This is a genomic window from Enterococcus avium (assembly GCF_002891025.1).
GTDB lineage: Bacteria > Bacillota > Bacilli > Lactobacillales > Enterococcaceae > Enterococcus_A > Enterococcus_A avium.
Genome location: NZ_NBSL01000002.1, coordinates 1,484,877 through 1,511,533 on the forward strand (window position 1 = coordinate 1,484,877; position 26,657 = coordinate 1,511,533).

General features: G+C 38.9%; 24 protein-coding genes and 2 riboswitches. Of the genes, 2 read left to right on the forward strand and 22 right to left on the reverse strand.

The genetic code is table 11. From position 1 onward, the window contains the following. Positions 1–49 precede the first annotated feature (49 nt). The 14 genes from AUF14_RS07620 to AUF14_RS07685 all read right to left on the reverse strand — a co-directional run bounded on the left by AUF14_RS07620 (position 50) and on the right by AUF14_RS07685 (position 15,442). Positions 50–2,320 carry an ATP-binding cassette domain-containing protein gene (locus tag AUF14_RS07620; protein WP_049220814.1) on the reverse strand — a complete coding sequence of 757 codons (2,271 nt, stop codon included), beginning with the start codon at positions 2,318–2,320 and terminating at the stop codon, positions 50–52. A 168-nt stretch (positions 2,321–2,488) separates the two neighbouring features. Further along, positions 2,489–3,649, reverse strand: a complete 1,161-nt coding sequence (grdD, locus tag AUF14_RS07625) for a glycine/sarcosine/betaine reductase complex component C subunit alpha (RefSeq protein WP_049220816.1) — start codon at positions 3,647–3,649, stop codon at positions 2,489–2,491. An 11-nt stretch (positions 3,650–3,660) separates the two neighbouring features. After that, positions 3,661–5,196 (reverse strand): glycine/sarcosine/betaine reductase complex component C subunit beta, encoded by a 1,536-nt coding sequence (gene grdC / locus AUF14_RS07630; protein WP_102865979.1) that lies wholly within the window; start codon positions 5,194–5,196, stop codon positions 3,661–3,663. Positions 5,197–5,208: 12 nt separating this feature from the next. Next, the gene (gene trxA, locus AUF14_RS07635) at positions 5,209–5,532 is read right to left on the reverse strand and encodes a thioredoxin TrxA (protein ID WP_049220820.1); all 324 of its coding nucleotides are present in this window, start codon (positions 5,530–5,532) and stop codon (positions 5,209–5,211) included. Further along, entirely contained in the window at positions 5,529–6,497 is a 969-nt protein-coding gene (locus tag AUF14_RS07640) for an NAD(P)/FAD-dependent oxidoreductase (RefSeq protein WP_102865980.1), read from the reverse strand. Before AUF14_RS07640 ends, trxA begins: the two co-directional genes overlap by 4 nt. A 62-nt stretch (positions 6,498–6,559) precedes the next feature. After that, positions 6,560–7,861 carry a glycine reductase complex selenoprotein B gene (gene grdB / locus AUF14_RS07645; RefSeq protein ID WP_102865981.1) on the reverse strand — a complete coding sequence of 434 codons (1,302 nt, stop codon included), beginning with the start codon at positions 7,859–7,861 and terminating at the stop codon, positions 6,560–6,562. Between the two features lie 17 nt (positions 7,862–7,878). Then, the gene (gene grdA / locus AUF14_RS07650; protein ID WP_081638476.1) at positions 7,879–8,352 is read right to left on the reverse strand and encodes a glycine/sarcosine/betaine reductase complex selenoprotein A; all 474 of its coding nucleotides are present in this window, start codon (positions 8,350–8,352) and stop codon (positions 7,879–7,881) included. A gap of 23 nt (positions 8,353–8,375) precedes the next feature. Next, positions 8,376–9,662, reverse strand: coding sequence for a glycine/sarcosine/betaine reductase component B subunit (locus tag AUF14_RS07655; RefSeq protein WP_049220830.1), 1,287 nt, complete (start codon positions 9,660–9,662; stop codon positions 8,376–8,378). Positions 9,663–9,702: 40 nt separating this feature from the next. Beyond that, complete coding sequence (locus AUF14_RS07660) at positions 9,703–10,089, reverse strand: GrdX family protein (protein ID WP_065422882.1); 387 nt, start codon at positions 10,087–10,089, stop codon at positions 9,703–9,705. Between the two features lie 112 nt (positions 10,090–10,201). After that, positions 10,202–10,271, reverse strand: a riboswitch (glycine riboswitch). Positions 10,272–10,274: 3 nt separating this feature from the next. Continuing rightward, positions 10,275–10,379: riboswitch (glycine riboswitch) on the reverse strand. 258 nt (positions 10,380–10,637) lie between these two features. Then, on the reverse strand, positions 10,638–11,573 hold the full coding sequence (locus AUF14_RS07665; protein ID WP_225844269.1) for a phosphotransferase family protein: 936 nt from the start codon (positions 11,571–11,573) through the stop codon (positions 10,638–10,640). A gap of 336 nt (positions 11,574–11,909) precedes the next feature. Further along, positions 11,910–12,686 (reverse strand): sialate O-acetylesterase, encoded by a 777-nt coding sequence (locus AUF14_RS07670; RefSeq protein ID WP_049220834.1) that lies wholly within the window; start codon positions 12,684–12,686, stop codon positions 11,910–11,912. Between the two features lie 102 nt (positions 12,687–12,788). Continuing rightward, positions 12,789–13,205: a GFA family protein gene (locus AUF14_RS07675; protein WP_016179865.1), complete on the reverse strand. Its 417-nt coding sequence runs from the start codon at positions 13,203–13,205 to the stop codon at positions 12,789–12,791. A gap of 81 nt (positions 13,206–13,286) precedes the next feature. Next, positions 13,287–14,081 (reverse strand): winged helix-turn-helix domain-containing protein, encoded by a 795-nt coding sequence (locus tag AUF14_RS07680; protein WP_227132341.1) that lies wholly within the window; start codon positions 14,079–14,081, stop codon positions 13,287–13,289. Positions 14,082–14,311: 230 nt separating this feature from the next. Then, on the reverse strand, positions 14,312–15,442 hold the full coding sequence (locus AUF14_RS07685) for a tyrosine-type recombinase/integrase (protein ID WP_016179863.1): 1,131 nt from the start codon (positions 15,440–15,442) through the stop codon (positions 14,312–14,314). 900 nt (positions 15,443–16,342) lie between these two features. Here AUF14_RS07685 and AUF14_RS07690 point away from each other — a divergent pair. After that, positions 16,343–17,377 (forward strand): hypothetical protein, encoded by a 1,035-nt coding sequence (locus AUF14_RS07690; protein ID WP_102865982.1) that lies wholly within the window; start codon positions 16,343–16,345, stop codon positions 17,375–17,377. A 277-nt stretch (positions 17,378–17,654) separates the two neighbouring features. Here AUF14_RS07690 and AUF14_RS07695 read toward each other — a convergent pair whose 3' ends face one another. Next, positions 17,655–18,122: a PTS sugar transporter subunit IIA gene (locus AUF14_RS07695; protein WP_049218403.1), complete on the reverse strand. Its 468-nt coding sequence runs from the start codon at positions 18,120–18,122 to the stop codon at positions 17,655–17,657. A gap of 121 nt (positions 18,123–18,243) precedes the next feature. Between AUF14_RS07695 and AUF14_RS07700 the strand changes: the two genes are divergently transcribed. Next, on the forward strand, positions 18,244–18,966 hold the full coding sequence (locus AUF14_RS07700; RefSeq protein ID WP_049218400.1) for a MurR/RpiR family transcriptional regulator: 723 nt from the start codon (positions 18,244–18,246) through the stop codon (positions 18,964–18,966). Here AUF14_RS07700 and AUF14_RS07705 read toward each other — a convergent pair whose 3' ends face one another. The 7 genes from AUF14_RS07705 to AUF14_RS07735 all read right to left on the reverse strand — a co-directional run bounded on the left by AUF14_RS07705 (position 18,967) and on the right by AUF14_RS07735 (position 26,631). Next, positions 18,967–20,343, reverse strand: a complete 1,377-nt coding sequence (locus tag AUF14_RS07705; protein ID WP_082158219.1) for a gluconokinase — start codon at positions 20,341–20,343, stop codon at positions 18,967–18,969. Then, positions 20,340–20,591: a hypothetical protein gene (locus AUF14_RS07710; RefSeq protein WP_049218395.1), complete on the reverse strand. Its 252-nt coding sequence runs from the start codon at positions 20,589–20,591 to the stop codon at positions 20,340–20,342. The genes AUF14_RS07705 and AUF14_RS07710 overlap by 4 nt, the downstream gene beginning before the upstream one ends. Before the next feature lie 220 nt (positions 20,592–20,811). Continuing rightward, on the reverse strand, positions 20,812–22,143 hold the full coding sequence (locus AUF14_RS07715; RefSeq protein WP_049218394.1) for a 6-phospho-alpha-glucosidase: 1,332 nt from the start codon (positions 22,141–22,143) through the stop codon (positions 20,812–20,814). Between the two features lie 2 nt (positions 22,144–22,145). Next, positions 22,146–23,759 carry a PTS transporter subunit EIIC gene (locus AUF14_RS07720; RefSeq protein ID WP_048718721.1) on the reverse strand — a complete coding sequence of 538 codons (1,614 nt, stop codon included), beginning with the start codon at positions 23,757–23,759 and terminating at the stop codon, positions 22,146–22,148. A 209-nt stretch (positions 23,760–23,968) separates the two neighbouring features. Then, positions 23,969–25,051 (reverse strand): YncE family protein, encoded by a 1,083-nt coding sequence (locus AUF14_RS07725; RefSeq protein ID WP_049218391.1) that lies wholly within the window; start codon positions 25,049–25,051, stop codon positions 23,969–23,971. Positions 25,052–25,205: 154 nt separating this feature from the next. Further along, on the reverse strand, positions 25,206–26,207 hold the full coding sequence (locus tag AUF14_RS07730; protein WP_049218388.1) for a DUF6933 domain-containing protein: 1,002 nt from the start codon (positions 26,205–26,207) through the stop codon (positions 25,206–25,208). Positions 26,208–26,364: 157 nt separating this feature from the next. After that, the gene (locus tag AUF14_RS07735; protein WP_010744532.1) at positions 26,365–26,631 is read right to left on the reverse strand and encodes a type B 50S ribosomal protein L31; all 267 of its coding nucleotides are present in this window, start codon (positions 26,629–26,631) and stop codon (positions 26,365–26,367) included. Between the last annotated feature and the right edge of the window lie 26 nt (positions 26,632–26,657).

Here is a 26,657-nt window from a genome sequence, read left to right on the forward strand (position 1 = left end):
AAAAAAATTAACCAATCCAAGTTCTGCTAAACAAAAATCTCCTGCTGCCTTAGCAGGAGATCGAGTTTTTGATCATTTCACTACTCTTCTTCAAGTATTCACCAGTGATTGTTCCGCTTTCTAATAAATCTTCAGGCACACCGCTAAAAACAACGTTGCCACCGTTCACACCACCATCTGGTCCAATATCAATGATCCAATCGGCTTGCTTGATAATTTCACTATGGTGTTCAATGATGATCAATGTATTGCCGTTTTCTACCATTCGTTGAAATAGTTCGTTTAATTTTTTAATATCTGATAGATGTAGACCAGTTGTCGGTTCGTCTAAAACAAACACAGACTCATTTTGTGTGATTGCTTTGGTTAGTTTTAACCGTTGACGTTCTCCACCGGAAAGTGTGACTAAGTTTCGACCAATTGGCAAATAGGTTAGCCCTGTATCAATCATGGCTTGAAGTTTCTCGATTAATTTTCTACTGCCAAGCCCTTCATAGAAATCTTGTAGTTCTTTCGGTGTCATGTCTAGTACATCTAAAATTGTACAGCCTCTTAAACGGTAGCTTAACGCTTCATCGGAAAATCGGTTCCCTCCACAAGCTTCACATTCATTTACAATAGGGTCCATGAAAACTAACTCCACCAGTGTCTCTCCCTTGCCATGACACGTTGGACAAGCTCCAGTTGAATTAAAACTGAACATACCGGCTGGGACATTGTTTGCTTTAGCGAAGGTCCGACGAATTTCATCGTAAATACCTAAATACGTAGCTGGAGTGGCACGATTCGTCGCTTTGATTGGTGCTTGATTGATGATGGAGATTTCATTAGGAAATTGTTCGGGCAAGACTTTTGTAATTAGCGTAGATTTTCCTGAGCCAGCTACGCCAGTGATGACTGTCAATACATATTTGGGAATATCGACTGTCACATTTTTTAAATTGTGTAAATTCGCTTCTTTGATTGTCATTTTTTCATGCCAGCTGCGAGGCTCAGTATTGATGGGTAATGTCTGACAAATTTCTTTTCCCGTTAGGCTGTCTGATTGAAGTAGAGCTGGATAATCTCCACGAAAAATGATTTCTCCGCCCTGTTTCCCTGCCAAGGGACCAATATCAATGACTTCATCAGCAATTGCAATAACATCTGGGTCATGCTCCACCACAAATACCGTATTCTCCTTATCTCGAAGATCCTGTAGCAGCCGATTGATACGAGAAACATCACGCGCATGCATTCCGGTGCTTGGTTCATCAAAGATATAGAACATGCCGTTCAACGCGCTTCCCATATGTTTCACCAATTTCACTCGTTGTGCTTCTCCACCAGACAAGGTCGGAGTTTGCCGATCTAATTGTAAATAATCCAATCCTATATCGATTAGCCGTTGAACCTGTCGCTTAATTTCATCGATGACCTCTTTCGCTTCAGGATAGTATAGTTGATTTAGAAACAGTAGTAGTTGATTCATATCCATCTGAACACAGTCTGCAATGGAGCACTCGTTAATTTTCACAGACAAGGTTTCCTGATTCAAACGGCGACCTTCGCAATCCGGACAAGGCGCTTCATACAATAATTCCTTCAATTTTTCCTCATACATTTTGCTGCGCTCAGAAAGATCACGCTTCAAAATAATCCGCTCATAATTACGACAGATTCCTTCCAATTTCGGATTAAGTGGAATCGAATCCTTGTCTGGATGCCCATAGATTAACTGATTCCATTGAGAGACGGTTAATTCCTTTAACGGCTGATCGTTATCAAAAAAGTCTGCCGCTGCATACTGCTTCCAGTACCAATTTCCAACCGCGTATCTAGTATCATTAACCGCGCCTTGATCCCAAGATTTTTCACGATCGATTAATTTTTCAAGATTGATTTGATTTACACGGCCTAGTCCAGAGCATGTTTGGCACATCCCTTGAGGATGATTGAATGAAAACTGACTTGCTGACCCAATGTGGGGTTGACCGATTCTGGAATATAACAAACGTAATAGAGAATAGGTTTCAGTAATCGTACCAACTGTAGAGCGTTGATTCCCACCTAAAGGAGTTTGATCAATCACGATTGCAGGATTCAGATTCTCAATCCTTTCTGCTTTCGGTTTGATGAACTTAGGCATCCGATTCCGTACAAATGCAGAGTAATTTGCATTCATCTGTCGTTGCGCTTCAGCCGCGATTGTATCAAATACTAGGCTGGATTTTCCCGAACCTGACACCCCTGTAAATACAATCAGCTGGTTCTTCTCGATCTCTAATGAAAGATGTTGCAAATTGTTTTGTGTGAGACCGATTAATCTCAATGGTTTCATCTGATTCCCCCCTTACCCATCTAGTCTAAACTCTTCCGCAACTGGAGAGTCAAGGCGGGGTTGAAATTTTTTTTAAATCATTCCATCTAGTTCTAATGAACCTTTAAAGTAAAAACTTCTTGCTTTAACAAAGCAAAAACCAGCTCAATTACTGAACTGGTCCCCTCACTATAAATAATTCGCTTTTTTCAATTCATTTTGAGCAGCTATCAGATTTTTCTCATTGACTAAGATGATTGGTCCCGTGCAGCCCATTCCGCTTTCAGCGTAAATCTCAGCTTCCCACAGAATTTTTACCGCATCCTCCAACTCCATGATTTCGATCCCAGCAATTTCACTGGTAACGATCTCCTTAGCAGGCGGATCAATCTCTTTCTTCGCTTCGGGTACTGCAGTTGCGGTTAGCTCTGAGCAAATTTGCTTCAGTCCAGCTTCATCAGCTTTCCGATATTCCGTCAAGCTTACCCTATCAAGTTTTCCTTTAGCCAACTCGTAAGCATACTCTAAAGCATTAGTAATCACAGGAGCGCCGCTAGCACGAGAGATGATACAAATATTGCGATCATAATTTCTTCCGATTCCTGGACCATAGCCTGAGCCTGTCGTTTCGTAATTTCCTCCGCTTGAACTTGCTGAGAAAAGCTTCATCAAAATATTGCCAGTCAAACTATCACAAACAACAACATCAACGCTGCCTAATAACAAATCGTTCCCTCGTAGAACTTTTCCGCCATCCTCACGTTGACTTTCGCCAAAGTTAATTTCATACCCCTTTTCTTGTAACTCAGTCAATGAACGTTCAACTGTTTTTGCTCCCTCAATATTTAAGATCCCAATAGTTGGTTGCTTGATACCGCAAGTTTTTGCTACGATAATTCCATTAATCGCATTCAACACCATCGCTTCGTTGCGAACACCGCTAGTCGTCCCGGTCGTTGTGGCAATAAACATTTCACGACCAAGAGCTGGAGTAACAACTTTTCCGACAGTGGAAACACCGATTGGAAAATTATAATGTAACGTGACACATCCTTGTATTTCTCCGCTGTCTAGCAATTCCTCCATTAACTCAGAGGATTCCTTTTGACAGTCGGTTGTCGAGTAGTGCTTGAAATCTTTCGCCCAGTCAACGTCACTTCCGATCAATACGACATCAAAAAGATTCTTTTGCTTACTGGTATAAGCAGCCTGTTTCATCACAGCCATACCGAGCTCACTGCCATCAATGGTCAAGCCAATTTTGAGTCTGGACTCCATTCGTCCGGTTTCTAGACTAGTCGCCAAATCTTCAAACACTTTCTTGACTGTTTCTTTTACTTGATCAGACATTGAATCCACCTCTATTCTACTGAAAGATTGGCAGCGAAACTTCTCAAGGCCTGCGCAACTTCTCGTTTAACGATTTCCTCTAAATCCTGCTGATTCTCTTCTGATACTTTTCCATTGTTTCGTTCAATTAAGATCGATACACCATCAAATAAATTTGTCATTCGTCCTAAGAAGAGCGAACCTTTTCCAACGATCATGGCACGATTTTTGTCGCCAGCAACCAAATCTTCAGCGGCAAACCCTAAATAAGGAATCCCACTAGGAATATGTCCTTGTGTCGGCGCCCAACCAACTAGTGATTTTTCATTAACAAAAGTCATCAAATCTTTTTTCTCGATATCTTTCCGTAAAACGCCGATTGCGCCAATCATTTTTAAGTTTGCTAACGGAACATCCCCAGCTCCTGCTGGTTTCGTAATATCGGGATTTTGCATTTCTACTGAGTAAACATCGACATCTTTGATGGTTAATTGAGCCTTTTCTAAAATACTGGCGATCAAGGCCGTTGTCACCGCCTTAGGACTCGATCCACTGCCAACTTCATGTTTACCAGTCAAATCATGTCGCAAAATCGGATGCACGCCATCATTTTCACTGATCAGTGCCGCGAATCCACCTAAGACATCCTCCAAAATTGTAAAGCCTTTGCCAACATGGGATTTTCCGTTCATTCCTAGTTTGGCAGTTGCCCCGCCGGCTACTAGCACGACGTTTTTATGCGTACCCGCTGCTACTAGAGAAGCTGCGGTAATCAACGCATGTGTCGGGCCAGCACAGAAACTGCGAATATCGGAACCTGTCGCATGGACACAGCCGCATAACTCAGCGATTGATTTAGCGAAATTACCGCCACCTCGTTGATTCATATCCCCACAAGCTTCTTCGCTGCACTCGATCACATAATCAATTTCTTTAGGATCAAGCTGATGCTTTTCTATCAATTGTCGCAATGCCAAAACACCACTTGCCTTTACTACAAGATTTTCCAGCATCACATGAGCGTTTAAATTTGCGTCAATCTGGTGAGCAGGACTGACGCAACCGACTAATTTTCGATCATAGTATAATCCTTCGGCAGCATTTTCAGCCAACTCATTTTCGATCCACTCAAGCGGTTTTTCACTTTTAATTTTATCTACATCCTCTTTAAAAAGCGAATGTGCCGCCAAAGCCGCTCGAACTTCTTCTGCAAAAGCTTCTTCTAAATGCACCAATTCAAAAACATCGGCAATCTGTAATAAGCCGTAAAATTCTAATTCCGGCATAATCTCGCCGAATTTCCCTTCACGTTTGCCTTCAATGGAATGATTTACCCATGGCTGTGGCAGATTTTTCAATTCTTGATAGCTTAGATTTCCAATAAATGTTTGGTTTGGTGCATAATTGACTACCTCATCATAACTACGGATATGATCATATAGCTTTGCCAAATATGGACTATCTGGGGTTGTAATTTTCTCTGTTGTTTGTGTGGTGCCGTTGTGCTCGATCATATCTGGTGTATGAACTAAAACATAACTCGCTCCACGTAAAGTCGCATAATTCATAAACATCCCGCCCTAAATGTATTTCTGAATCATTTCTTCGATGGCTTCTTTCGTGCAGTCATCCTTCGCTACTTCGTCGACCTTTTCACCATTTTTATAAATCGAAATAACCGGCAGCCCTAAAATCTTATGTTGAATGCAAAAACGACGAACTTTTTTCTGCGAGGTATTAAATTTTGTAAAACGAATTTTATCTCCGTACTGGTCATATAGTTCTTCCACATCAGGCATCAAAGCTAGACAATTTTCACAGGTCTCTCCCCACCAATCCACTAATACAGGCGTCTCCTGTTCCAATACTTCTGCCCCAAAATTTTCAACAGTTAACTCGATCATGCTATTGGTACCTCCCTTTTGATTTTTTCTACATATTTTTGAGCTGAGAAGGCGGCGATCGCACCATCACCAGTCGCGGTCACCACTTGTCGCAATACTTTTGGTCGCATATCGCCAGCCGCAAAGACGCCTTCAAGTGGCGTACACATCGCCTCATCAGTAATCATGTATCCGTATTCATTTAATGGAACTTTGCCTTCATATAATTTGGTGCTGGGCACATTGCCGATAAAGACAAAAATTCCAAATAAGCCATCCTCTTCGTCTGCTTCAAAACGAGTGAACTCACCGGTCTTCGTATTACGAATTGTCATCCCCTCGACCATTCCGTCGCCTTCGATACTTTCTACTACGGAATCGAAAATATAGTCGATCTTGTCATTGGCCTTGGCTTGTTCGACAGCAATTGCGTCTGCCGTTAACTCACTCAGATTTTGAATAATGTGAACTTTGCGAGCAAAAGTGGTAATGAACATTGCCTCTTCAACCGCCGAGTTTCCTCCTCCGATTACATAAACTTCCATATCTTCAAAAAAGGCCCCATCACAGGTTGCACAATAGGAGACGCCTTTTCCAGCTAATTCTCGTTCACCTCTACAGCCAATTTCTCTTGGAAACGCACCGTTTGCACAGATAACTGCATGGGATTCGTAGACACTACCATCTTTACAAGTGATTTTTTTGATTTTCCCATCAAGTTCTAAATCCGTTACTTCTTTCCGAAGCTGGATCTCAGCCCCGAATTGTTCAGCCTGTTCAGCCATACGTTTGATCAATTCTGGTCCAGAGGTTTCTTCCTCAGTTTGTTTGATTGATCCGGGAAAATTGGCGATTTCATGGGTTGAAACGATTTGTCCCCCTAATTTTGTTTTTTCTAAAAGTAAAACATTCAAACGAGCTCTTGCATTATAGATAGCCGCGGTTAATCCAGCAGGACCGCCGCCGATGATTATTACGTCATACATTAAGTGAACTCCTTTCTGCTCAATTAACCGCCTGAGTGATGATTCACTCAGGCAGTATTCATTTATTCAAAAACGGTTTGTTCATCTACTGGTGTAATCATTGCCTTTAAGGCTTTCTCGACAATGCCGCGACGTAGTTTTTGTTCTTCCTTCAAGCTTAGGCTTGGATTTCCTAAAGGATGAGGAATTGCAACTGCTGGTACGATTCGATTCGCGCCAACGGTTTGTGAAATTGGAACAACTGTACAAATGTGAATCACAGGTAAGCCTGTTTTTTCCATCTCTTTCACCATCGTTGCACCGCAACGCGTACAGGTTCCTCAGGTGGAGGTTAAAATAACAGCGTCGACTCCATCTGCTACTAATTTTTGAGCGATCTCAGCCGCATACTTCTTCGCATTGGCAACAGCCGTTCCGTTACCAACCGTTGTATAGAAGTAATTATGCAGGCTGCCGATCACGCCTTCTTTTTCCATTTCTCTCACTATATCTAATGGCAAAACACGGTTTGGATCTTGATTTGCATAAACAGGGTCATACCCGCCGTGAGCCGTTTCGTAAGAATCTGCCGTTAGTGTATCAACATTCTCGAGGGAATAGGTTCCATACTTTGATGCACTACTCGATTCAATTCGATCTGGATTGCCTTTAGGAACAATTCCGCCAGAAGTTACAAGCGCAATTCTCGCTTTTGACAGATCACTTATCGCGGTGGCTGGCGCGACGTTATCAAATTCAGGCATTGGGTATTCAGTCGTAAATTCCTCGTCCTTCAATTTACGCACGAGCATTTCAACGGCTCTTGCTGAACCACGTTTTTCATCCTGAAAATTCTTGCGATAACGAACAAAGTAATTATCCGCTTCTGGCGAAACTTGTTCTTTTTTCAACAATTTCAACGCAAGACTGGCAATCACAGGTACCGCCTTTCTCATACCAGCTGCACTGTTTCTGGTCGGCACGATATAGGCAGCCTTTTTGTACATCTCAACTCCCGGATTTTCTTCATACATACCGGTCACTGCTGGAATACCAAGTTCAGACATGACTGCTTGAGCAACTTCCCCGCAAGCAATACCATATCTGCCTGCATTAAACGCTGGTCCTGCAATAACGATATCTGGTTCAAATTGTTTAATCCGATCTAATACATCCTTTTTGGCACTATCCAAGTTCTCATTAAAGAAACTGTCGCCACACACGACGGTGCCGACGATTTCTGCCTCATCGCCAAATGAATTCATAAAAGCAAGACCTGGTCCTACTACTTCAGCTTTTGAGAATGGTTGGATATCCGCCTTTTCTTCACCACCAATTCCAGCATAAAACTGGTTGATGTAGTGAACAACTTTAAACTTAGTCATAAGACGCTCCTTTATTATTAGTATTTCCCGTATTGATTCCTCATTTCAGAAACCTCTTCAATGATGTCATCAACATCTAAAACCATTTCCATCATGCCAATCTGCTCTTCAAAAACATCTGAGTCGACAACTTCTTTAAATTCTGGCTCTACAGCGTGATATACAGCTAAACCTAGCTGTTCATTGGTCAATGGACCTGCATACGTAGGGTCTCCGTTCGTTACAGTTTCAGCTGCTAATCCAGCTGCTTCTCCTTCGGCAGCACCGATCAGAACGACCACGTTCTCTGCTCCGAAGTTTTCTGCTGCTTCTTTTACTCTACGTTGATTTTCTAAGTCCATTGCCCCAGCGGCCGTTCAGACGAAACATTCTGTGGATGAGAATATTACGTCAGCTCCAGTACCCTCAATACAAGCTTCGATCGCTTGTCCTGGGATACCATCACGGTCGCCGATCACTAAGACTTTCTTATTTTTTAAATCTAAAGTCATTAGTATTTCCTCCCTATTATGATTTAAACGCCTTTTGCAGACATTTTGTTAAAACCAAGTTCATTTGTTGCACCGGTAATTGCCTGGATTTCAACTTCAATCGTGCCATCTTGTTTCAAGCTGCCGTCAAAGCCGCCTGCGATGACATCGACATAATCTAATTGTCCGATCAAGCGATCCATTTTTGGTAATTGGATCGTTTCATTCGCGTTTCCGCCAGTAACGACTGCAGTGGCTAATTTATCCGCATCTGCTAACGACTGGCTAGCTCCGTCTCTTCCAGCATATTCATCTGTTACAATTACTGTTTTAATCCCTTTTTCTTCGACCTTCTTGCAATTCATAATCAAATCTGTATCCGGATTTCCAAAGCCTTCTTGAGAAATAATTACACCATCCAATCCAAGATACTCGCTCAATTTTGCGACAAAATCACTAGAACGATGTTTATCTTTTAAATAAACGGTTTCGTTGGTGACAATCACACCGACAAAATTGATTTCTTTCCCATGCTGCTTATACAAATCAGCGATAACTGGGTTGTTCAAATGGTGATACGTCGTGTTTTTATCACACGCAGACACGCAGTTACCACTGATAATCGCACCATCCATAACTTCTGTTGGATAGAGGATCGTTGGTACAATATGCTTGGCATCTGTTCCATAAACATACGTATCATGCAAAAGCCCTTGTGTTTGCAGCATATACACATAACCGATTTTAGGCAGATCAGGATATTGCTGGATCTGTTCTAACAATGGCAATGTTTCAAAGGTCTCAATACTGTCGGGCTCAACCTTTTCACCTAACCTGCCGATATAATCAGCTGTTTTGAGTCCTGCAAAACGTGCTGCTTCTTCGTATAAATGAGGATCTAACTCTTCTTGCGGTTTTAACACTAAACAAATTTCGATTAATTGAGAAAATGGCGTTAATTCAGCCCCAGGGCCTTGCATATCCACGATTCCTTCTTGAAAGCCGACAATTTTACCGACTGTCATAACGCCGCAGCCCTTCAATACATGGGTACGACCACTGCCGACCACATCCACTTTATTGATCACACCAGGAAAAATTCCGGTTGTTGAACCGACCTTGCACCTTGGTTCGATCACATCTTTGACTGGTGTGATACGGATACTATCGCCTGGTTTAGCGATTTCGATCTCACAGCTGATTAATCGATCGTCTTCCAAAACTAACTCTTTGATTTTCGAAGGATCGAGGGTTAATCTGCCATTTTCAATTTTCTCTTCTTCGCCTAAAACAACTTCCTTGATTTCAATGTTACCAATTTCGAGTTTCATTTATTCACCTCAGTTCTTATTGGTTGCAGACCGTTGAATCCTATCTAGCCACCCCCATTCTATCCAACGTACTCTGCGCGATATAAAAATCTACAAAAGCAAAATCGTTGAGCACCGCTAAGGACCAATTAGGGCGCTGTTTGTTTTTTATAAATTTTTCGTAGACGGCTATCGCTGATTCAATATATTCTAAACTCTCAATATCGATGTATTGAGAAGTGGTCTCTGAAGCAAAAATCGTTTTATAATAGGTTTCGTTTGGTTTGATGCTTCCACTTAACGGGTGCGACAGCAAGCGGACATGCTTTTCGATGATCTGTTGCTTTACCTTTGCCAAAACGTCTCCATAATCGCCCTCTACATAGCAAAAGACAGCAAGTTCACTCATTTTTTCCTTCACCATTGGATTATTTGTTATGATAATCATTTACTCACCCAGTTTCTAATTGTGTTTTATTTCACATGACAGGCGCTTATTAGCCCTTGAAGAATATGCTTAGACCCAAAAAAAGAGGACAACAACACACTGTGCCGTTGTCCTCTGTCACTAGCCTGAAAGATTCCCTCTACTCTGAGGTTGCTTCTTCGGCGCATTTCTGCTCTCCAGAGTTTTATCCAATTACGGTCCGTTTACCTGAGATGTTCACTGTGAATTCAGCTTGTTTCACAGCTTATACCTTCGGTGGCAGATTAGCTGCACTCTCCCGCAATTTTCTTTTTTTGCAAACGCTTTCTACAATTGAATAGTAACAAGTTCATCCAGCAAAATCAACCCTAGATTTTTTTCAATGTGATAAAAATATTTCTATTGCTATAGACAAATGCTTTTTAAAATTTGATTTTAAAGAACTAAGCTAACTATTTTCAACCTTTAATTATTTTAAACTGCGTAGCTGAGCTCATTTTAGGAGTACTTCAAAAAAAATCAAATTAAGCTAAAAAGAAGCTACGTTATGATAACGCAACTTCTTCTCATTACATATAATAAATTGTTTTATCATCAACTAAAATATTCTCTTCATAGCCCTTCAACCCATTTTGTATCTCAGCAATGCTTTCCGCAAATAATTCTTCTATCCCAAACTCCTTGCCTAAATACACATTTTCAAGCTGATTATAAAATTCAATGAAGTCCAATTTATTTTGTAAATTACTTATTTCAATGCCATAATAACCTAGCATTTTGTGGACAAACGCTTGAGAAAAGCCTTCTTCATAGTCAAACAAAAGACAAATAAACTCCATATCACGATCATAAATCGCTATATCGCCAAAATCAATCAAGCCGCAAATAGTGTTTGTTTTTTGATCATAATAAACATTACTAGCACCAAAATCATTGTGAATGAGACATTTTTTTTCGTTGAAATTCTGTTGCAAGATTCTTTTATAAACCTCGTCAATCTCTTGTTGTACCGATTTTTTCAAAAGAGGATAAGCTGCCTGCTGAATCACTTCATATTCATATGCCGCTTTGGCCTTTTTATCTACCTCAAGTCCTTCTAAGGATACTGAAAGCTCAATTTCATGAAGGGTTTTGAAAAAAGCAGCTAACTCCTTCGCGATTTCGTTCTTCTGTTCTTCAGTCAATGTTGTCAAAATTTTGGCGTCAAGTGGAACCCCTTTGATTTTTTCTTGTCCGACAAAATCTAGTTGATTCGGCTCATCTGCCTTTCCAATAAAACATATTTCAGGAACCTTGAGGGGTAATTTGCCGTTTATTTCTTTTAAAACAACTGCCTCTTTATATAGATTTCTAGCTGCTCTAGCATGTCTTGGAAATTTAAACACGTAGGATTGATTGATCAGAAATGCCTCACTATCAAATCCCTTACCTAAAATTCCCATTGTTTCAATCGTTAATTCCGGATACGCCTGTCTGATTCTCGTCTTTGCTTGTTCCTTATCCATTAGCCACCTCATTATTTAAGTCTAGTTTCATATACAATACTTCAATGGGAAATGCGTATAATTAGATTTCACGAAATAATTGTCAATGGTTAAATTAACCATACTAAAAAAATAAAGCACGACCACCCTTAATATTTGCACAGCTAATATATTATAAGAAATTGTGCTGTTTCCGTTAGAATTCATTGGTTTAAACGATATATTCAAAGGGGTTGTGATAGAAATTCCTTTTGGAACATCGTTTGTTCGGAAAAAGAAGCAGTAACACAACTTTTATCACAGCTCTAGTCTTTCTTTTCCTGCTTTCAACGTTAAGCATGAAAAACAAGTGCTTTTTTACTTAAAATCATTATATAGAAATTTCAGCATTTTTTTTAATAAATCGTTGATAATTAATCTTTCGTCTTCATCTCCGATAGCCTGAGAGACATTCGCTTTTTTCGAAAAAGCTTCATAATAACGAATACCAAATTGTCTTTGTGATTCTGCATTAATATGAATGCCATCAGGATTTGCCTGAAAATTCTCAGCGCTAACCAAATAACAATTTTGCTCTTCCGCTACGACTTTGGACATTTCCTGATTGATTTCCTTAAACTCAATCGCACTTAAACCAAATCCAGTTTTTCCCAAAAAATCAGGAAGTTCCCCAACAATAATCGGCAAGTTTGCTAATCCAAGTTCTTTTCGGAAATGATTAAATACGGCTTTTAATTTTTCAGCGTAATCCTTATAGTATCCATTTAAGCTATCATTTTCACCCTGATGCCATAAAATAGCGATCAGTTCACTTGATTCCATCGCAAATTTCGCTTCAACGAGGGCATGACGAGTTAACGGCTGGTTTTCTGCCCACTCATCGATAGCGCTTCCTCCCTCCGCACAAGGAATTAAGCCTAGCTTTTCATCAGGATGATCTTGTGACCATGCGGCCGCAAACGATGCAGCTGGTCCAATCCCTGAGACTTCTCGATCAAAATGAAGCGGTTCAGTCATCATCTGCCACCGACCATTGCGCAACATTTCAGTATTTTCATTATAAATTGCAGGAACATCCGTCAGATAACCACGACCTGCCATGTTTGATTGTCCAATTAATAAAACAGATTTCATTGTCTTCTCCTTACAAAAACGATCATATACTAACATTTTTAGTTGAATTATACTCCTATGCTAAAAAGCCCTTCTATATGATTCATAGAAAGGCTAACTGACTTAATCACTCACTTCTTGAAAGTTATGATCTAAACATGTTGTTTTATTCGCAAAATCATAATAATCTGGTTTGCGATCATAAAAAAGTTGTAAGCTAAAATCAGCATTTCTAATAATTTCTGGAAATAATTCCGCATTTAAACAAAAATGATCTCTGCCTAAGTGATGCCAAAATAGGTAGGTTCCGCAGGTAGAGCAAAAACATCTTTCCACTTCTTCATTAGATCGATAATATGTCGCAGAATCTTCCGCTAACTTTAAATCAACATTCTCACTTTTTTCGGGATCGATCGCCATTACTGGACCAGCCGACATTTTTCGGCACATATCACAATGACAACTATAGACAAAATTTCCGTAGTGCTTGATTGTTACCTGATTCTTTCCACACAAACAAGTTCCCTTCACATTTTCCATTTGATCACCTGCACTTTGCTATTTTCAGTAAATTATAGCATACAGGTTTCTTTATTTGTTTTTCTTCAGAAGTGAAATCTGCTACTTATTTAATAGATAATATTCATTTTCAGTTGTTTCGCTCTCAAATCTGCTTTGATTCAAGCGATAGCCTTTGCCCCAAGTCGTCTCAATAATATCTTCTTCAATTCCCAGTTCTTTTAATTTCCATCTGATTCGTTTAACCAGAATAGACATTTGTGCAAGATGAGAGTTATTAGGACATTCACCCCAAATCGCCTCTGACATCTCAACCCTTGAAACAATCTCACCATTAGAATCAATTAATTTCTGGAAGAAGATTTTCTCTTTATTTGACAATACATGAAGAATTGTTTGTATTTCTTTGTGTATCAGTTCTCCGTGTTGACTAAAGACCAATGTCTTTTCTCGTTCTCCTTTGCGTACATCAGCTAATATTGTCACTAAATACTCTCTTAATTGATCAAGAGGTGAATTATCGCTGATCCATCCGTCAACCCCTAATTCCTCTATCCTGTCACGTTCAGTTTCACTAGGGATCATTGAAACCTTGCGAAAGAAAAGGTTGTTTTTTCGAAATTCAGAAATTAATTGTCGTGCCTCATCATCATTAATGGTATCACTGATAATAATTCCGGCGAAGGTATCGTCAATCTTAGTTGTATCAATTCGATGTAAAAGTTTTTCAAATAAAATTTTCGAGCAGAAAACTTCATAATTTAAAGTTTGTAAATTATTTTGTAGCGTTTGCTCAAATAATATATTTTTAGTTAAAATTAAAAGAGGTTTCATTTGAACCACACCTTTCCTTTTCTTAAGGATATTTTTTTTAATAGCGATGCGTAAATCAGACAAAAAAACATGGGTATTGGTCTTATCCTTTCAATTTTTTTACCCCCTAAATCTAATTATTTGTCATTCTCTAAAACTTCACTATAATAGCTATCTGTAGAGTGTTTATTTCTTATTAGATTACCTAATAAGAAATAGATATGTTTAGCCTTGGCAGATTAATGTCGATACGTAGTCATGACGTTTTTCATGACGGCTTATAGTCTTAAAAAAAAAGCTCATTCAGAGCTTTTTTAGCTTGCAATCGACGTATTTTCGAAAAGAGAATCAAGCTTTTGAACTGCTTCTCTTCTTTTTTCCATCATTGAATCTGTGTATGTATCTAGCGTCATCTTAACCGATGAATGTCCCAACAATCGACTAATACTAGCGACGTCTACACCATTTTCCAAACAACGTGTTGCAAAGGTGTGACGAAGTGAATGAAAAGAAAAATTATCTAAGCCGCTACCGGATAGTATCCGTTTGTACCGATAGCTTACTGTACGCGGTTCTATGCGTTTTCCATTAAAATTAACTACGTATTCAGAATTACTTTTGGCATGTAACTTAGTTAAGAAAGTAGTTAACTTCTTTGCTAACGGAATAACACGAATGGATTCTAATGTTTTAGGTTTTTCTTCGATAATTTGCGTGCGATGATCCAGCGAATTCTCATCTGACACTCTAATAATCGTTCGTCGAACAAATAGTATTTGCTCATTAAAATCGATATCACTCCACTTTAGTCCGCAAATTTCCCCGATCCGCATCCCTGTATAAAGAGCGATAATAACTGGCACTCCAGCGGGTGTATCAATAAACAAATTTTCCATCTGTTTTTGTTCCGTTATAGATAAAGCACGAACTCGATTCTTTGTCTTTTTGGGTAATACAGCCTGCTCACAAGGGTTTCTTACCAAGCAGCCTTCTTCGACTGCAATTTTTAAATTACTATTTAGTACAGTATAGATAAGGTGAATCGTTCCGACCGCTAGACCTTTCATCGTTAAGATTTCGATCAGCATTTGAATATTATCCTTCGTAAGCTTGCCTATTTTTATTGATCCAAGTAGTGGAAAAACATGATTCCTCAATAACCGAAAATAATTTGTATAGGTAGAAGGTTTCACTTCTTTTTTTATTTTTGTAGTCATACATTCTCGTATCCAATATTCTAACGATTCATCGCTTTTTGGACTTGTGATCAAGGATGTCTCTAAATGTTTGGCCTTTACCACTAGCAATCTTTCCTTAACTTCTCGATAGCTTTTTCCGTAGATGTATCCGTAAACGATTTGATTATGTTCATCGCGTGCTTTGATAAAACGGCCTTCCCAACGTCCGTCCTTTCGTTTATAAATATTTTCTCCTTTGCGTGGCAAATTAACCTTCCTTTCTGACGGTGATTTTGACGGCGCATTCTGTTTTGATAGAAAGTGCTTTAAATCAACGATTTCTTTTCTGCAGTAAACTCATTCTTATAAAAACAGCAAAAAAATGCTCCATATATTCATTTTTTTAATATAAAAAAATTTTTTTGCGTTTGACTTCATCAATTACGATTACTATAATTAATTTAAATATAAATAATATATTCGGAAATTAATGTAAATCTCTTTTTTTCTCGTTAGGTAATCTAATCGGAAAAAAGAGTTTTTTTACTGACAAAAGTATAGCAAATAGAAAAGTTAATACCGTTCAATTTTGGCAGGTTTAACAAGCCTAAAATGGACGATTAATAAATCACGCGAATGAATAAAAAAGAGGTTTAAAAAGATAATTGCAACGAGGAAGCGATTTTTTTGGTCTTATGCTCTATTTATCATAAGGGGATCGATTAGAAAAAGATTCGTCCTTATCGATTATTTAACGAGATTATACAGGCTAAATGTAGTCGCCTGCGAAATGATCGTGATCATAGATCGCGATTTCTTAATATTTAGGAAGTTTGACTAAAACAGAAAACAATTGAATGATTTATTCTTCATAATTATTATAACTAGAAAATTAGTAGTGATAAAAAAGCAAATGAACGACGAACACTTTTATCAATTCTCAGTCATATTTCTATCATAGTTATTTTTAGCAATTACAATAAAATCCAACATATCATGAAAATCCTTAAAAACATTATTATTCATAACGTTTAAAATTTTTAAAAGAAAAAAATACTCAAAGAAAGCCTTCTCATATACAGCGTCCAACGTTATTATAATCTCGAAAACATGATACATTAGGAAATAAGCAAATAACAAATCAATCGTAAGTGGAGGAAATCAAGGATGGATACTGTGAAGCTTGGACAAAGGCAGATTTTTGGAATGAAGAATACAAATCTTATGAAACGTGTGGCGAAATACTTTGAACAAACTAAGAATGCTTCACAGGTTGTTGAGTATTTGGTTGCGATTCTTTTGCGAGATGCTTTATGCGTCGGGGATTTTTCACTAGAGTCATTAACAGAGCTTATTCATCAGATTTTTCTTACCACAACACCGAACGATACATTGCGGAAGCACTGTGTCTTTTTTGAGTCGTTCTTTTCACTTGAAGAGTGGCAAAACGTCGTGAATCGTCTGTTTAAAAATAAAAACGAATACCACCAATTTACCAAGGAAACCTGTCTCTATCAAAAATTCCTAGAGAAAAAGAACCGTGAACAGCCAGACTCTTCCGAATACCAGTACACCTTGATATCAAGCTTCAATGATTCAAATGGCAAAAAACATACCTGGACGCTGCGTAATACCAAACGAATCCCTAAACATTTAGAAAATGAAACCGCTAACGTCTTGAAAATCTTAACGAGCTTAACAGTTTTTCAGTCTCCCACTGCTCGTCGCTTTGCTGAATATTTGAATTTTTATAGCCATGAAGGCCGGATTGATGCACAGCATAAAGAGATTCAAGAAGAGGAACTTGTTTCTAAAGAAACTATTGAAGAGTTAACAACCTCAAAAGCTTTGCTTGAAAATGAAAAGCCACAAAAACAAACTGTTGCTGCCTCAACGCCACCTTACGATAATGAAGTTATCACAAAAGTAGAATCCAAATCTCATTTAGCCGAAGAAGCTTTATCAAATTCGCCTTCTAAAGGAGAGAAAACGACAGTCGTCAATAACTCCTCTGCAAAAAAGGCTACCGAGTATCTCCAGAAAGAAGACACCTCCTACTTACGATACGATAAATCTAAAGGAAAAAGTCACAACGGTCGGGAAAAGAACAAAATAGATAGAAACGCTAAAAGGTCTCAAGGAAATAGCGGTAAAGTAGGTTCAAAAAGAAATAAAAATCGAAAAAAAAGGAAAAAGAAATGATTGTAGGGATTTGTGCCGAAGAATTATCGAATAAGTTCCCTTCAATTTTGACGTAGATTTATTTGGTATGTTCAGAAATTGGCTCAGGACATTCATTGCTCGGCATTAACTACCACAAAAAAGCTCCCTCTTCAATAAGAAGCAGCTCTTTGACAGTTCGATTATTTAAAATTGAAAACCAACATTATTCGAGAATCCTTTTTAAAAATTGAAGATGCTTGTTGCCAATCCAACTTTTGCGATTATTGATTCGCAATCGGCAGTTAGGATAACAATATTATTTTATCACCGCAGCGATTTCTCCAACCTGCTTTTCTCCAAGCGATGTCTCTAGCTCTTTGTCTTTCATTTCAGGAAAAACAACGATTACGATATCGTCCTTTTTGTGTTCCGCCAAATAATTTCGATCAATTTGCACCAATAGATCTCCAGCTTTTACTTTTTGCCCTTCTTGAATAATAGAACTAAATCCGTTACCATTCAATTCCACAGTATCCAGTCCGATATGAATTAAGAGATCCAGCCCATCCTCGGCTTCGATCGTTAATGCATGCAGAGACGGAAAAACTGATTTGATTGTTCCTTTGATTGGTGAATGAATCTTCCCATCAATTGGCTTGACGGCAAAGCCTTCCCCCATCATCTTTTCGCTAAAAACCGGGTCATTTACTTTTTTTAGCTCAACCACCTCCCCATTCGCAGGGGTGTAAATTTCACTACTTTTCTTTTTGAATAAACCAAACATTTGTCGAACATCCTTCCTTTATTTTAATTAAATATGATAAAATGCCCAATTCTTTTTTTCTTTTTTCTTAGTGTATAATGTCAGAGTAAGGGCTTTATTACTTTCTTTAAGAGGTGGAGAAATGGATCTAGAAATTGTAACTAAAGGTAAACAACTATCGGATAATGATCGGATAATTTTGACTTATTTAGCGTCTCATGTAAATGAACTAGAGGGCGTTTCATTGAGAAAAATTGCTGCGACACTCTATACTTCACCAGCAACGATTGTCCGTCTAGCACAAAAATTAGAATTCTCCGGTTATCTGGAATTATTTTATTTTCTAAAAAATCAATATCAGCCACAAAATCAACTCGTGGAGGCGACTGTCGATATTTCGATTCCAATAGAGAAAATTGCGCCTTCAATCCAAGCCATGAAAAAAATCTATCAAGAAAATCAAGGAAAATTTATTACAATTTATGCTACAGGTTTTTCTAGTATCATCGCTGAATATCTTTACAAAAAGCTACTCGTCAATGGAATCAAAACTCTTTTTGTCAGTGCTGCTGATTCTTCAGGGATCATCAACAACAATGCCGATAATATCAGCATGCTGATCGTCATTTCTAAATCAGGCGAGACACAAAAAGTGATCGAAAAAATGCATTTTTCGCGAGAACGAATGATTCCGACGATTTTGTTTACTGGCAATAGTCAATCCCGCGCAACAGAATCTGCTACAATTATCTTTGAAGTAGCAGATGAACGTCCCTTAGACAGTCAAAATATTAAATACAATAGTTTTTTCGGCAAGCTGCTATTGTTGATGGAGTATATTGTTCAAGAATTTACTCAAAAATAATTAGATGAAATAATCCTGAGCAAGCTGTTTATAAGCAGCACTTTTTAGCGGATCAGGAAAGAACGTTTCTTGATCCTCCTCAAGCATTCGATTCGGTTGCTCTAACAAATAGTATAACCCATAAATCGGTTCGTTTTGTTGTGCGTAATGACAAGTAGTCCCAAAGATGTTTGCCGCTGATTGTCCCAACACAGGAGTTTGAAAAAAACCTCCGCTAACAGATAGCGCTTCTTTTTTTGCCACGAGTTCAACTAACTGACGAATATTCAACAAAACGCCTTCAATTACACTTCGTATCATATCCATTCGAGTATGCTGCAACGTCAACTCTTGAAATCCCCCTTTGATTTCATTACTCCAATATGGTGCACGCTCCCCATTTAAAAACGGATAAAAGCGTAATCCATTTGCGCCTATCCCTGTTTCTTTCAATAAATCTGGGAGTGCTTCATAGAAGGTTGCGGGATTCTCTGCTAAATGGTTCGCTGCCCAGGCTAAAACGATCCCACCATTATTCGAAGGTGCTCCGCTTACCAACAACTCTTTTTTTAAATAGTAGCAGAAATTTTGTTTTTTTCGATCCAAATGAATCGTGTTCGTTATTTGACGAACCGCGGCACTTGTACCAATCGTTAAACTGGCGGAACGCCCAGTAGAGTAATAGCTGGCATATGCTGCTAACGTACCATCACTGGCACCAACAATCACTTGGATATTTTCAGAAAAGTCAAATAGCTCACGTATCTCCTTCAGCATTGTAAACTTTTGACTCGTATCTGCCAACGTTGCCAACTGCTCTTTTTTTAAACCAAGATAATCGAGAATTTCCCCATTCCATTCCTGTTTTCTCAAATCAAACATTCCCGTAGCAGAAGCTGTCGCATAATCAATCACTGGTTTTCCTGTAAAATAATCCATAACCAGTTCTTTTATACCATACCAATGAGTCTCAGCCGGATATAAATTTTCTTCTTGAAAATAAAGTACCTTGGCAAAGGGAGACATCGCATGGATTGGTGTGCCTGAAATTTCATAAAAATGCGTAGCTAATTTCGTTTGTTTAAAGCGATCTATTGTTTCAGCTGCCTGTAAATCTGACCATAAAAAAATCTGTCTTCTACCATCATCAGGCATGAGACTATGCATCGCTGTGCTAAAACTAAGCTTGGTGATTTCTCGCCGTACGTTTAACGGTATCGCTAAAATTCCTGCCTGCAAAATCGCTAAAAGCTCATTTCCGTCTTGATACTTTATCCGATCATCTCCATAGGTTTGAAGAGGCAAATCGCTTGAATACAGCAACTTATTCTCTTGAATCACACCTAGCTTAATAGCGGTAGTTCCAATATCTATTCCTAAAAATACTGACAAAATCATTCATCCTTTACAAAGGCGTTTCCGCCAAACTGATTGTGCAATAATGGGACAAGCTTCTCACTTATCTTATCACAATCCTCCGAAACAAAGCGCATCATAAGTGGTTGAGTAATTATTGGTACGTTTACTTTTAACCGTAGCACTTCCTCCGCTGTCCACTTTCCTTCGCCAGAAGATGGGATAATTTCTGTAATCTTCTCTATATCAACAGGTTCGCGATAGATTTTTCGATTAATTCCATTAGCCAAGAACGAATGTCTGACCCCTGGAAAAAAAATTAAGCAATCTCTGCAAGCTCATTGTCATATAAACTGTGCCTGATGGTGATGTCGCGATAAATTCTTCAGTAATCCCCATTTTACCCTAATCAGTCATCTTGATTTCCATTTTGAATCCTCCTTAAATTCTTTTAAAAAAAGGATTGTAACAGCAACGTACTCAATAGACGTTACTGCTACATCCTTATCATTAATATAATTCTGGCCAAGTATCGCCGTTTTCGGCAATCAAATCATCGAGTAAATCTTTGGCAACCTTTGCGCTAGGAACAGTCTTGGATAACGTTAGTGCCTGCCACATTTTTTGATAGCTGTTTTCTACATAGGCTTCAACAACTAATTTTTCAACAGTAACCTGTTGGAACATTAAAGCTTGTTGAAAAGCTGGAATTTGTCCTTGAGCCAATGCTTCTGGCCCATCCGTTCCAACAATACAAGGCACCTCTACCATCGCATCATCTGGGAAATTGGCGATCGCGCCGTTATTCTCAACGATCATCACCATCCGTTCATGAGTATTGAAAGCAATCGCGCGGGCTAGATCAACGATAAATGTTGCATGGGCATCAATATCAAACGCGATTCCTTCCGCGGATTGATTCGCGATAATTCGTCGCGCATGATCGAAGACATTTTTTTCTCGACCTTCCATTACTTCATTGGCACGGGTAAACTCAGGATGATCCTTCATATGCTCAAAGACATAATCAGGATACAAATAATATTTCAAATAGGTATTCGGTAAGTATTCTGGCGTAACCGCTAAAATATCTTTAGCCTTTTTGTGGGTCTCCTGCCAGCTAGGATCTGTATGTTGTGTGTCTACTTCGATTTGAGTCAAATAGCCATGTTCAGAAACATATTTTCGAATCTGATCAAGATACTCATGTCCTTCTTTATCTTTCACGCTAGTCCACCAACCAAAATGATTCAATCCGAAATAGCGAACTTCTAGTTCCTCTGGTTTCTTGCCAATAATTTGTGACATCCGACGTAGTGTTCCTACCGGCATATCACAAATATTCAAGACTTTTGAATCAGGTCTTAACACACGACACGCCTCTGCCACAATAGCGGCTGGATTAGAGTAATTCAACATCCAGCATTCCGGCGAATATTTTTCCATGTAATCAATAATTTCCAGCATTCCGGTAATACTGCGCATACCATAAGCGATTCCGCCAGGCCCGCAAGTCTCTTGACCGAAAACGCCATGCCGCAATGGAACCTTTTCATCCTTCTCACGCATCGCATACTTTCCTACACGAATGTGAGCCATACAAAAATCGACATCTGTGAAAGCAACCTCTGGATCAGTCGTATATAAGAAGTCAATCTCCGGTGCCTGCTCCTTTAATAGAATCTCTAAAGCTTCACCAAGAATTCCTTGTCGATCTCCGTCATTATCATATAGCTTCAATGTTCGTAAAGGAAAACGTTCCAAATTATCTAACATCATCATGACGATTCCTGGAGTAAAGGTACTCCCACCGCCGGCAATCACTACTGAAAATTTTTTCATCACTATTCGTCTCCTCCATTGTCTCTGCCTAAATATTTTTCAAGTTTCTCTCGGATCTGCGGGACTGTTAACCCGTAAACCACGTGGACATTTTCGCCATTGCTGATGACCCCTTTTGCTTGGGTCTGATTTTTTAATAAGCCCTCATTCACTAACCCTGGTTTTTCCAGCTTCAATCTCAGACGAGTGTAACAATTATCAATCGTCTTAATATTTTCTGCCCCTCCTAATCCTTCCACAATCTTCCCTGATAACTCGTCATCTGATGTGGGAGCGACTAATCCACCATCAGCTGGAACCGAGGATTTTTTCTCGTTATAATCCTTTTTCGAATACAGCTTGGTCTCCTGATCCTCGTCTTCACGTCCAACAGTTTTAAAGTTGAATTTAACGATCAAGAATCGGAAAATGAAGTAATAAATGAAGAAGAAAGCAACTCCTACTAAAAGATAGATCGGCCAACGTGTCTTCTCTGTACCTAATGGAATGTTATAAAGTAAAAAGTCGATAAACCCATTAGGACCAATCGCCCGCGAGCCAAGGATATTTAATGCCACCATACTTAATCCGCTCAATGCTGAGTGAATGACGAACAACGCCGGTGCCACAAACATAAACGAAAACTCAATAGGTTCAGTTACTCCAGCCACAAACGAAGTGACTACTGCTGGAATCAGAATGGCTTTCACCTTGATCTTATTCTCTGGCTTAGCCGTTTGATACATCGCTAGACAAGCCCCGATCAAGCCAAACATTTTCGAAATCCCACGAGCATCCCAGATGACACTTTGGGATAACACTCTCACAGCTGGATCAGCAATTTCAGCGAAGTAAATATTTCGTGCACCTTCAAATACTTGTCCACCAACTTCTGCCACACCGCCAAGTGAGGTGTACAGAAATGGTGTATAAATCAAATGATGCAACCCGGTTGGAATCAATAATCGTTCCAACGAACCGTATAGGAATATCCCAAAGTTGCCTGTCTTTTGAATCACTCCGCCTAAGCCGTCAATTCCCTGCTGAATGACGGGCCAGATAAATGAAAGTAAAATAGCTGCCAATACCAATACTGGAATCAATACGATAAAAACAAAACGCGCACCGCCATAAACTTGAAAGGCATTATTAAAGGTCGTATCAATAAAACGATTGTGGATCAAGGCAACAACAATACCTAGAATAATTCCTAGAAAAACGCCCATATCCAACACTTGTACTCCTAAGACTAGTGCCTGTCCCGATCCTTGTAATTGATCTGGTGCGACTAGCATATCTCTTAATTCCATAAATTTGTTCATTGCATATAAGAAAACTAAATACCCAAGTAATGCAGTAAACGCAGCTTCCGCTTTTTTCTTATTGGCTAACCCTAGAGCAATTCCTACACAAAAAATCACTCCAAGATTTGTTAACACTGGCAGCAAGGCTGCGGACAAGATACTACCGAATCCCATTGTGATCGGATTATCTAAAAAGCCAAATGTCTCGATCAAACGCGGATTCGTAAAAACGTTTCCAATCGCAATTAAAATACCGGCGATCGGTAAGATCAACACAGGAACAAACATGGCTTTTGAAAACTTTTGCATGCTATCCATGATTTTCGCTTTCATCATTCTATCTCCTTTGTTTTATGATGTGTTCAGTATACGAGGCACTTTTCTAAAAATAAACAGATACCGCTTACAACTCAACTCGTTTCACGATTTGAAACATGTTTCATGATTAGGGCGTATTAAAAAAGAGTTTCCAAGATAGGAAACTCCAGATAACTTCGGCTTTCAGATACGTTAATAAAAAAGAAACTCAGTCCAGCAGCAAGCTATTTAGAAAGTAACTCCTTGATCGTTAATTGGATAACGTGATCAACTAATACTGGATTTCTCGTTCGGTAAGGCCACGCCCCACCTTCAAAAAGTGTATACAGCTGATCATCTACCGCTGTAATTTGTTCGACATACGGCGGTGTATCGATGGAAAATTCTGCATCCTTAAACGAGAAAAATTTATCCACTTTATCCAGGTTAAAGAAGTAAATTTTACCTGGACGATCAGGTCCCCAAGACTGAGACATCAATAAATAATCTTGATAAAAAGTCAAGCCTTGAATCATATCCAGCGTTTTCCACGAACCCAAAGAACGAGCAAATTGCGATGCAGGAACAGGTGTTACGCCTGAATGCACCCTTTCTCCTTGATCAAAACTAGAGATCTTTTCATGTGAAGCAATCGTTAAATCTCCCTGATCGTTTAACCGATAAGTCGCCATGCGTCCATATTCATTCAAAGTAAAATAGCCAACAACCAAAACACCAGATGTATACGTCAGCGCAGAAGCATGAGACACTTCTTTTAATGCTAGTTGCTGATGGTATGAAATGACACTGTCCTTTTTAAGCTGATAGTCTTCTAACTCCTTCAAATCAATGGACGCCAGGCCGGCAAGCGGTCCCCCCGTTGTGACCCACACCCGCTGATGCTTTGGATCATAGGCTATCCCGCCAAGATGCGGCCGTCCCGGCAAGACGACTGTCTTAATATAACGATGGGTTTGACGATCTAATACGTAGATTACGGAATGATCCTGATGATCGTGACTGTATGCTGAAATCAATAAATATTTTTCTGTCACGGCTATTCCCTGCGGTGTCATTGTACGACTATTAACAATCCCATTCGTTACCAGATTAAGTGATTTCGTCTCATATAGTCCTGGAATCTTATACATACCAAAATCAGTATTCTCCTCTTTGTCAGAAAATGCCGCCTGATAAAAATGAGGATAGCGCTCAAGCGCTTCCTTCTGCTGCTCGATAGTCAGTCCCTGATGCGCGGCTTCTACTTTTACAGAAAAAAGCGAAAAAAGACACAACAAAACAATAATCCCGCAACTCTTCTTATACATTTTCATTCCACCTGATTTCATCGATAGATTATTTTACTAACCAAACATATCAAAATTTTTCCTATTCAACAATAAATCTGACATAGGATTGACCAGCAAAAAAATAAGCCTAAGAAGAACTCGCTTTTCTTCTTAGACTTATAAAATTTATAGACTAATACCAATCATCCATCATTTCTAGTGTCATGATCCCATCATCCACGCCAATTTCGAGTTGCTCTCGAATATCTGGCATAGCTGATTCATTCACTTCCCCAGCTGCAATCAAAAATTGATAGAACTTCTTCATAGATGAGCCGGCCTTCTTAACCGCACTTTCACTGATCCAGACATTTTTTCTAGCTCCCCAACTAAAGAAGTCGCTAATCACCTCAAAATTAGATACTGCTAAATCATAGCCATAAAAAATTAAATACCCGCTGAGATAATCTTCAATATTGGTTAGATGCTTATTTACGGTCTTCTTTGTTAATTTTTCATGCTGTTCAAGGTATTGTTGAAACGCTGAAAGAATCAAGCGATTGTTTGCCAACGCCGAATCATATTCTTCATCAGAAAAATCAACTACTTTGAAATCAGCTAGGCTTTTCCAATTTTTTTCTACCACATATTTTTTCTCTACATCTTCTTGCAAAACATCGTGAAGAACTAAGGGCTTCTTAAAAACTTCTCGTAACTTGTCTAACGGAAGCTCGCTTTTATAAAAAGTATCTGCTAAGTCAAGACTAAGCTTAACATCCACTAGCAAATCCAAATTGAACGTTCCATAGTACTCCATTGATGCAATCATGTTATTAATGATTCCAGTAATCACCCGATTATATCCTGCACTTACCTCTATATCACCCGCCAATTCAAGATATTCAACAATTTTTGTTTGAGGAATTCCAGCAGTCTGGAATACTTCTTCGATTGCTGCGGGAATAATTTTCTCTAACTGCTTCTTAGTTTGAGCGTCGATTCCGATTAATACAATCGGAAAATACGTCAAATCATTAACCAATAATAAAACTTTCTTTCGTTTAACATTGAAGTAATTGGCATGCCAAGAAAAAAGCGGGTTCTTATCTGAAAAACTTCTCGCCCGTTTTTTATCCGCCACTTCAGGTAGCTGATTAAATAAAGGTAATGCCTTCTTCGATGAATTGATAATCATTTTCGCACCTCGCCTAATCATTTTAAACGTTCATTAAACACAGTACCAGTATAACAAAAATAATCTTTGAGGTATTCCAACAAATCAATTTTTTTGAATACACAAAAAACGAGCTCCCAATATAGAAAGCTCGCTAAAGTCTGTTTGAACAGAATTTTTATTTTTCCTCTGCGTTGGCGTCTTTGAGACCGTATTTCTTGTTGAAACGATCGACACGTCCATCTGCTTGAGTGAATTTTTGACGTCCAGTGTAGAATGGATGAGAGTCTGAAGTAACTTCGACACGGATTACTGGGTAAGTGTTTCCGTCTTCCCATTCAACTGTTTCTTGTGAAGTTTTAGTAGAACCTGACAAGAATTTGAAACCTGTAGTTGAGTCCATGAACACAACTGGATGATATTCTGGATGAATTCCTTGTTTCATAATTTTTTCGCTCCTTTGCCCTGAAT

Bases quoted from the DNA above. Each gene is read 5' to 3' on its own strand.
- AUF14_RS07725 (WP_049218391.1), bottom strand. From the start codon at position 25,051: ATGTATAAGAAGAGTTGCGGGATTATTGTTTTGTTGTGTCTTTTTTCG.
- trxA (WP_049220820.1), bottom strand. From the start codon at position 5,532: ATGATCGAGTTAACTGTTGAAAATTTTGGGGCAGAAGTATTGGAACAG.
- AUF14_RS07700 (WP_049218400.1), top strand. From the start codon at position 18,244: ATGGATCTAGAAATTGTAACTAAAGGTAAACAACTATCGGATAATGAT.
- AUF14_RS07670 (WP_049220834.1), bottom strand. From the start codon at position 12,686: ATGAAATCTGTTTTATTAATTGGACAATCAAACATGGCAGGTCGTGGT.
- grdC (WP_102865979.1), bottom strand. From the start codon at position 5,196: ATGAATTATGCGACTTTACGTGGAGCGAGTTATGTTTTAGTTCATACA.
- AUF14_RS07675 (WP_016179865.1), bottom strand. From the start codon at position 13,205: ATGGAAAATGTGAAGGGAACTTGTTTGTGTGGAAAGAATCAGGTAACA.
- AUF14_RS07655 (WP_049220830.1), bottom strand. From the start codon at position 9,662: ATGAAACTCGAAATTGGTAACATTGAAATCAAGGAAGTTGTTTTAGGC.
- AUF14_RS07695 (WP_049218403.1), bottom strand. From the start codon at position 18,122: ATGTTTGGTTTATTCAAAAAGAAAAGTAGTGAAATTTACACCCCTGCG.
- AUF14_RS07730 (WP_049218388.1), bottom strand. From the start codon at position 26,207: ATGATTATCAATTCATCGAAGAAGGCATTACCTTTATTTAATCAGCTA.
- AUF14_RS07690 (WP_102865982.1), top strand. From the start codon at position 16,343: ATGGATACTGTGAAGCTTGGACAAAGGCAGATTTTTGGAATGAAGAAT.
- AUF14_RS07735 (WP_010744532.1), bottom strand. From the start codon at position 26,631: ATGAAACAAGGAATTCATCCAGAATATCATCCAGTTGTGTTCATGGAC.
- grdD (WP_049220816.1), bottom strand. From the start codon at position 3,649: ATGTCTGATCAAGTAAAAGAAACAGTCAAGAAAGTGTTTGAAGATTTG.
- AUF14_RS07715 (WP_049218394.1), bottom strand. From the start codon at position 22,143: ATGAAAAAATTTTCAGTAGTGATTGCCGGCGGTGGGAGTACCTTTACT.
- AUF14_RS07660 (WP_065422882.1), bottom strand. From the start codon at position 10,089: ATGATTATCATAACAAATAATCCAATGGTGAAGGAAAAAATGAGTGAA.
- AUF14_RS07720 (WP_048718721.1), bottom strand. From the start codon at position 23,759: ATGAAAGCGAAAATCATGGATAGCATGCAAAAGTTTTCAAAAGCCATG.
- AUF14_RS07620 (WP_049220814.1), bottom strand. From the start codon at position 2,320: ATGAAACCATTGAGATTAATCGGTCTCACACAAAACAATTTGCAACAT.
- AUF14_RS07665 (WP_225844269.1), bottom strand. From the start codon at position 11,573: ATGGATAAGGAACAAGCAAAGACGAGAATCAGACAGGCGTATCCGGAA.
- AUF14_RS07705 (WP_082158219.1), bottom strand. From the start codon at position 20,343: ATGATTTTGTCAGTATTTTTAGGAATAGATATTGGAACTACCGCTATT.
- AUF14_RS07640 (WP_102865980.1), bottom strand. From the start codon at position 6,497: ATGTATGACGTAATAATCATCGGCGGCGGTCCTGCTGGATTAACCGCG.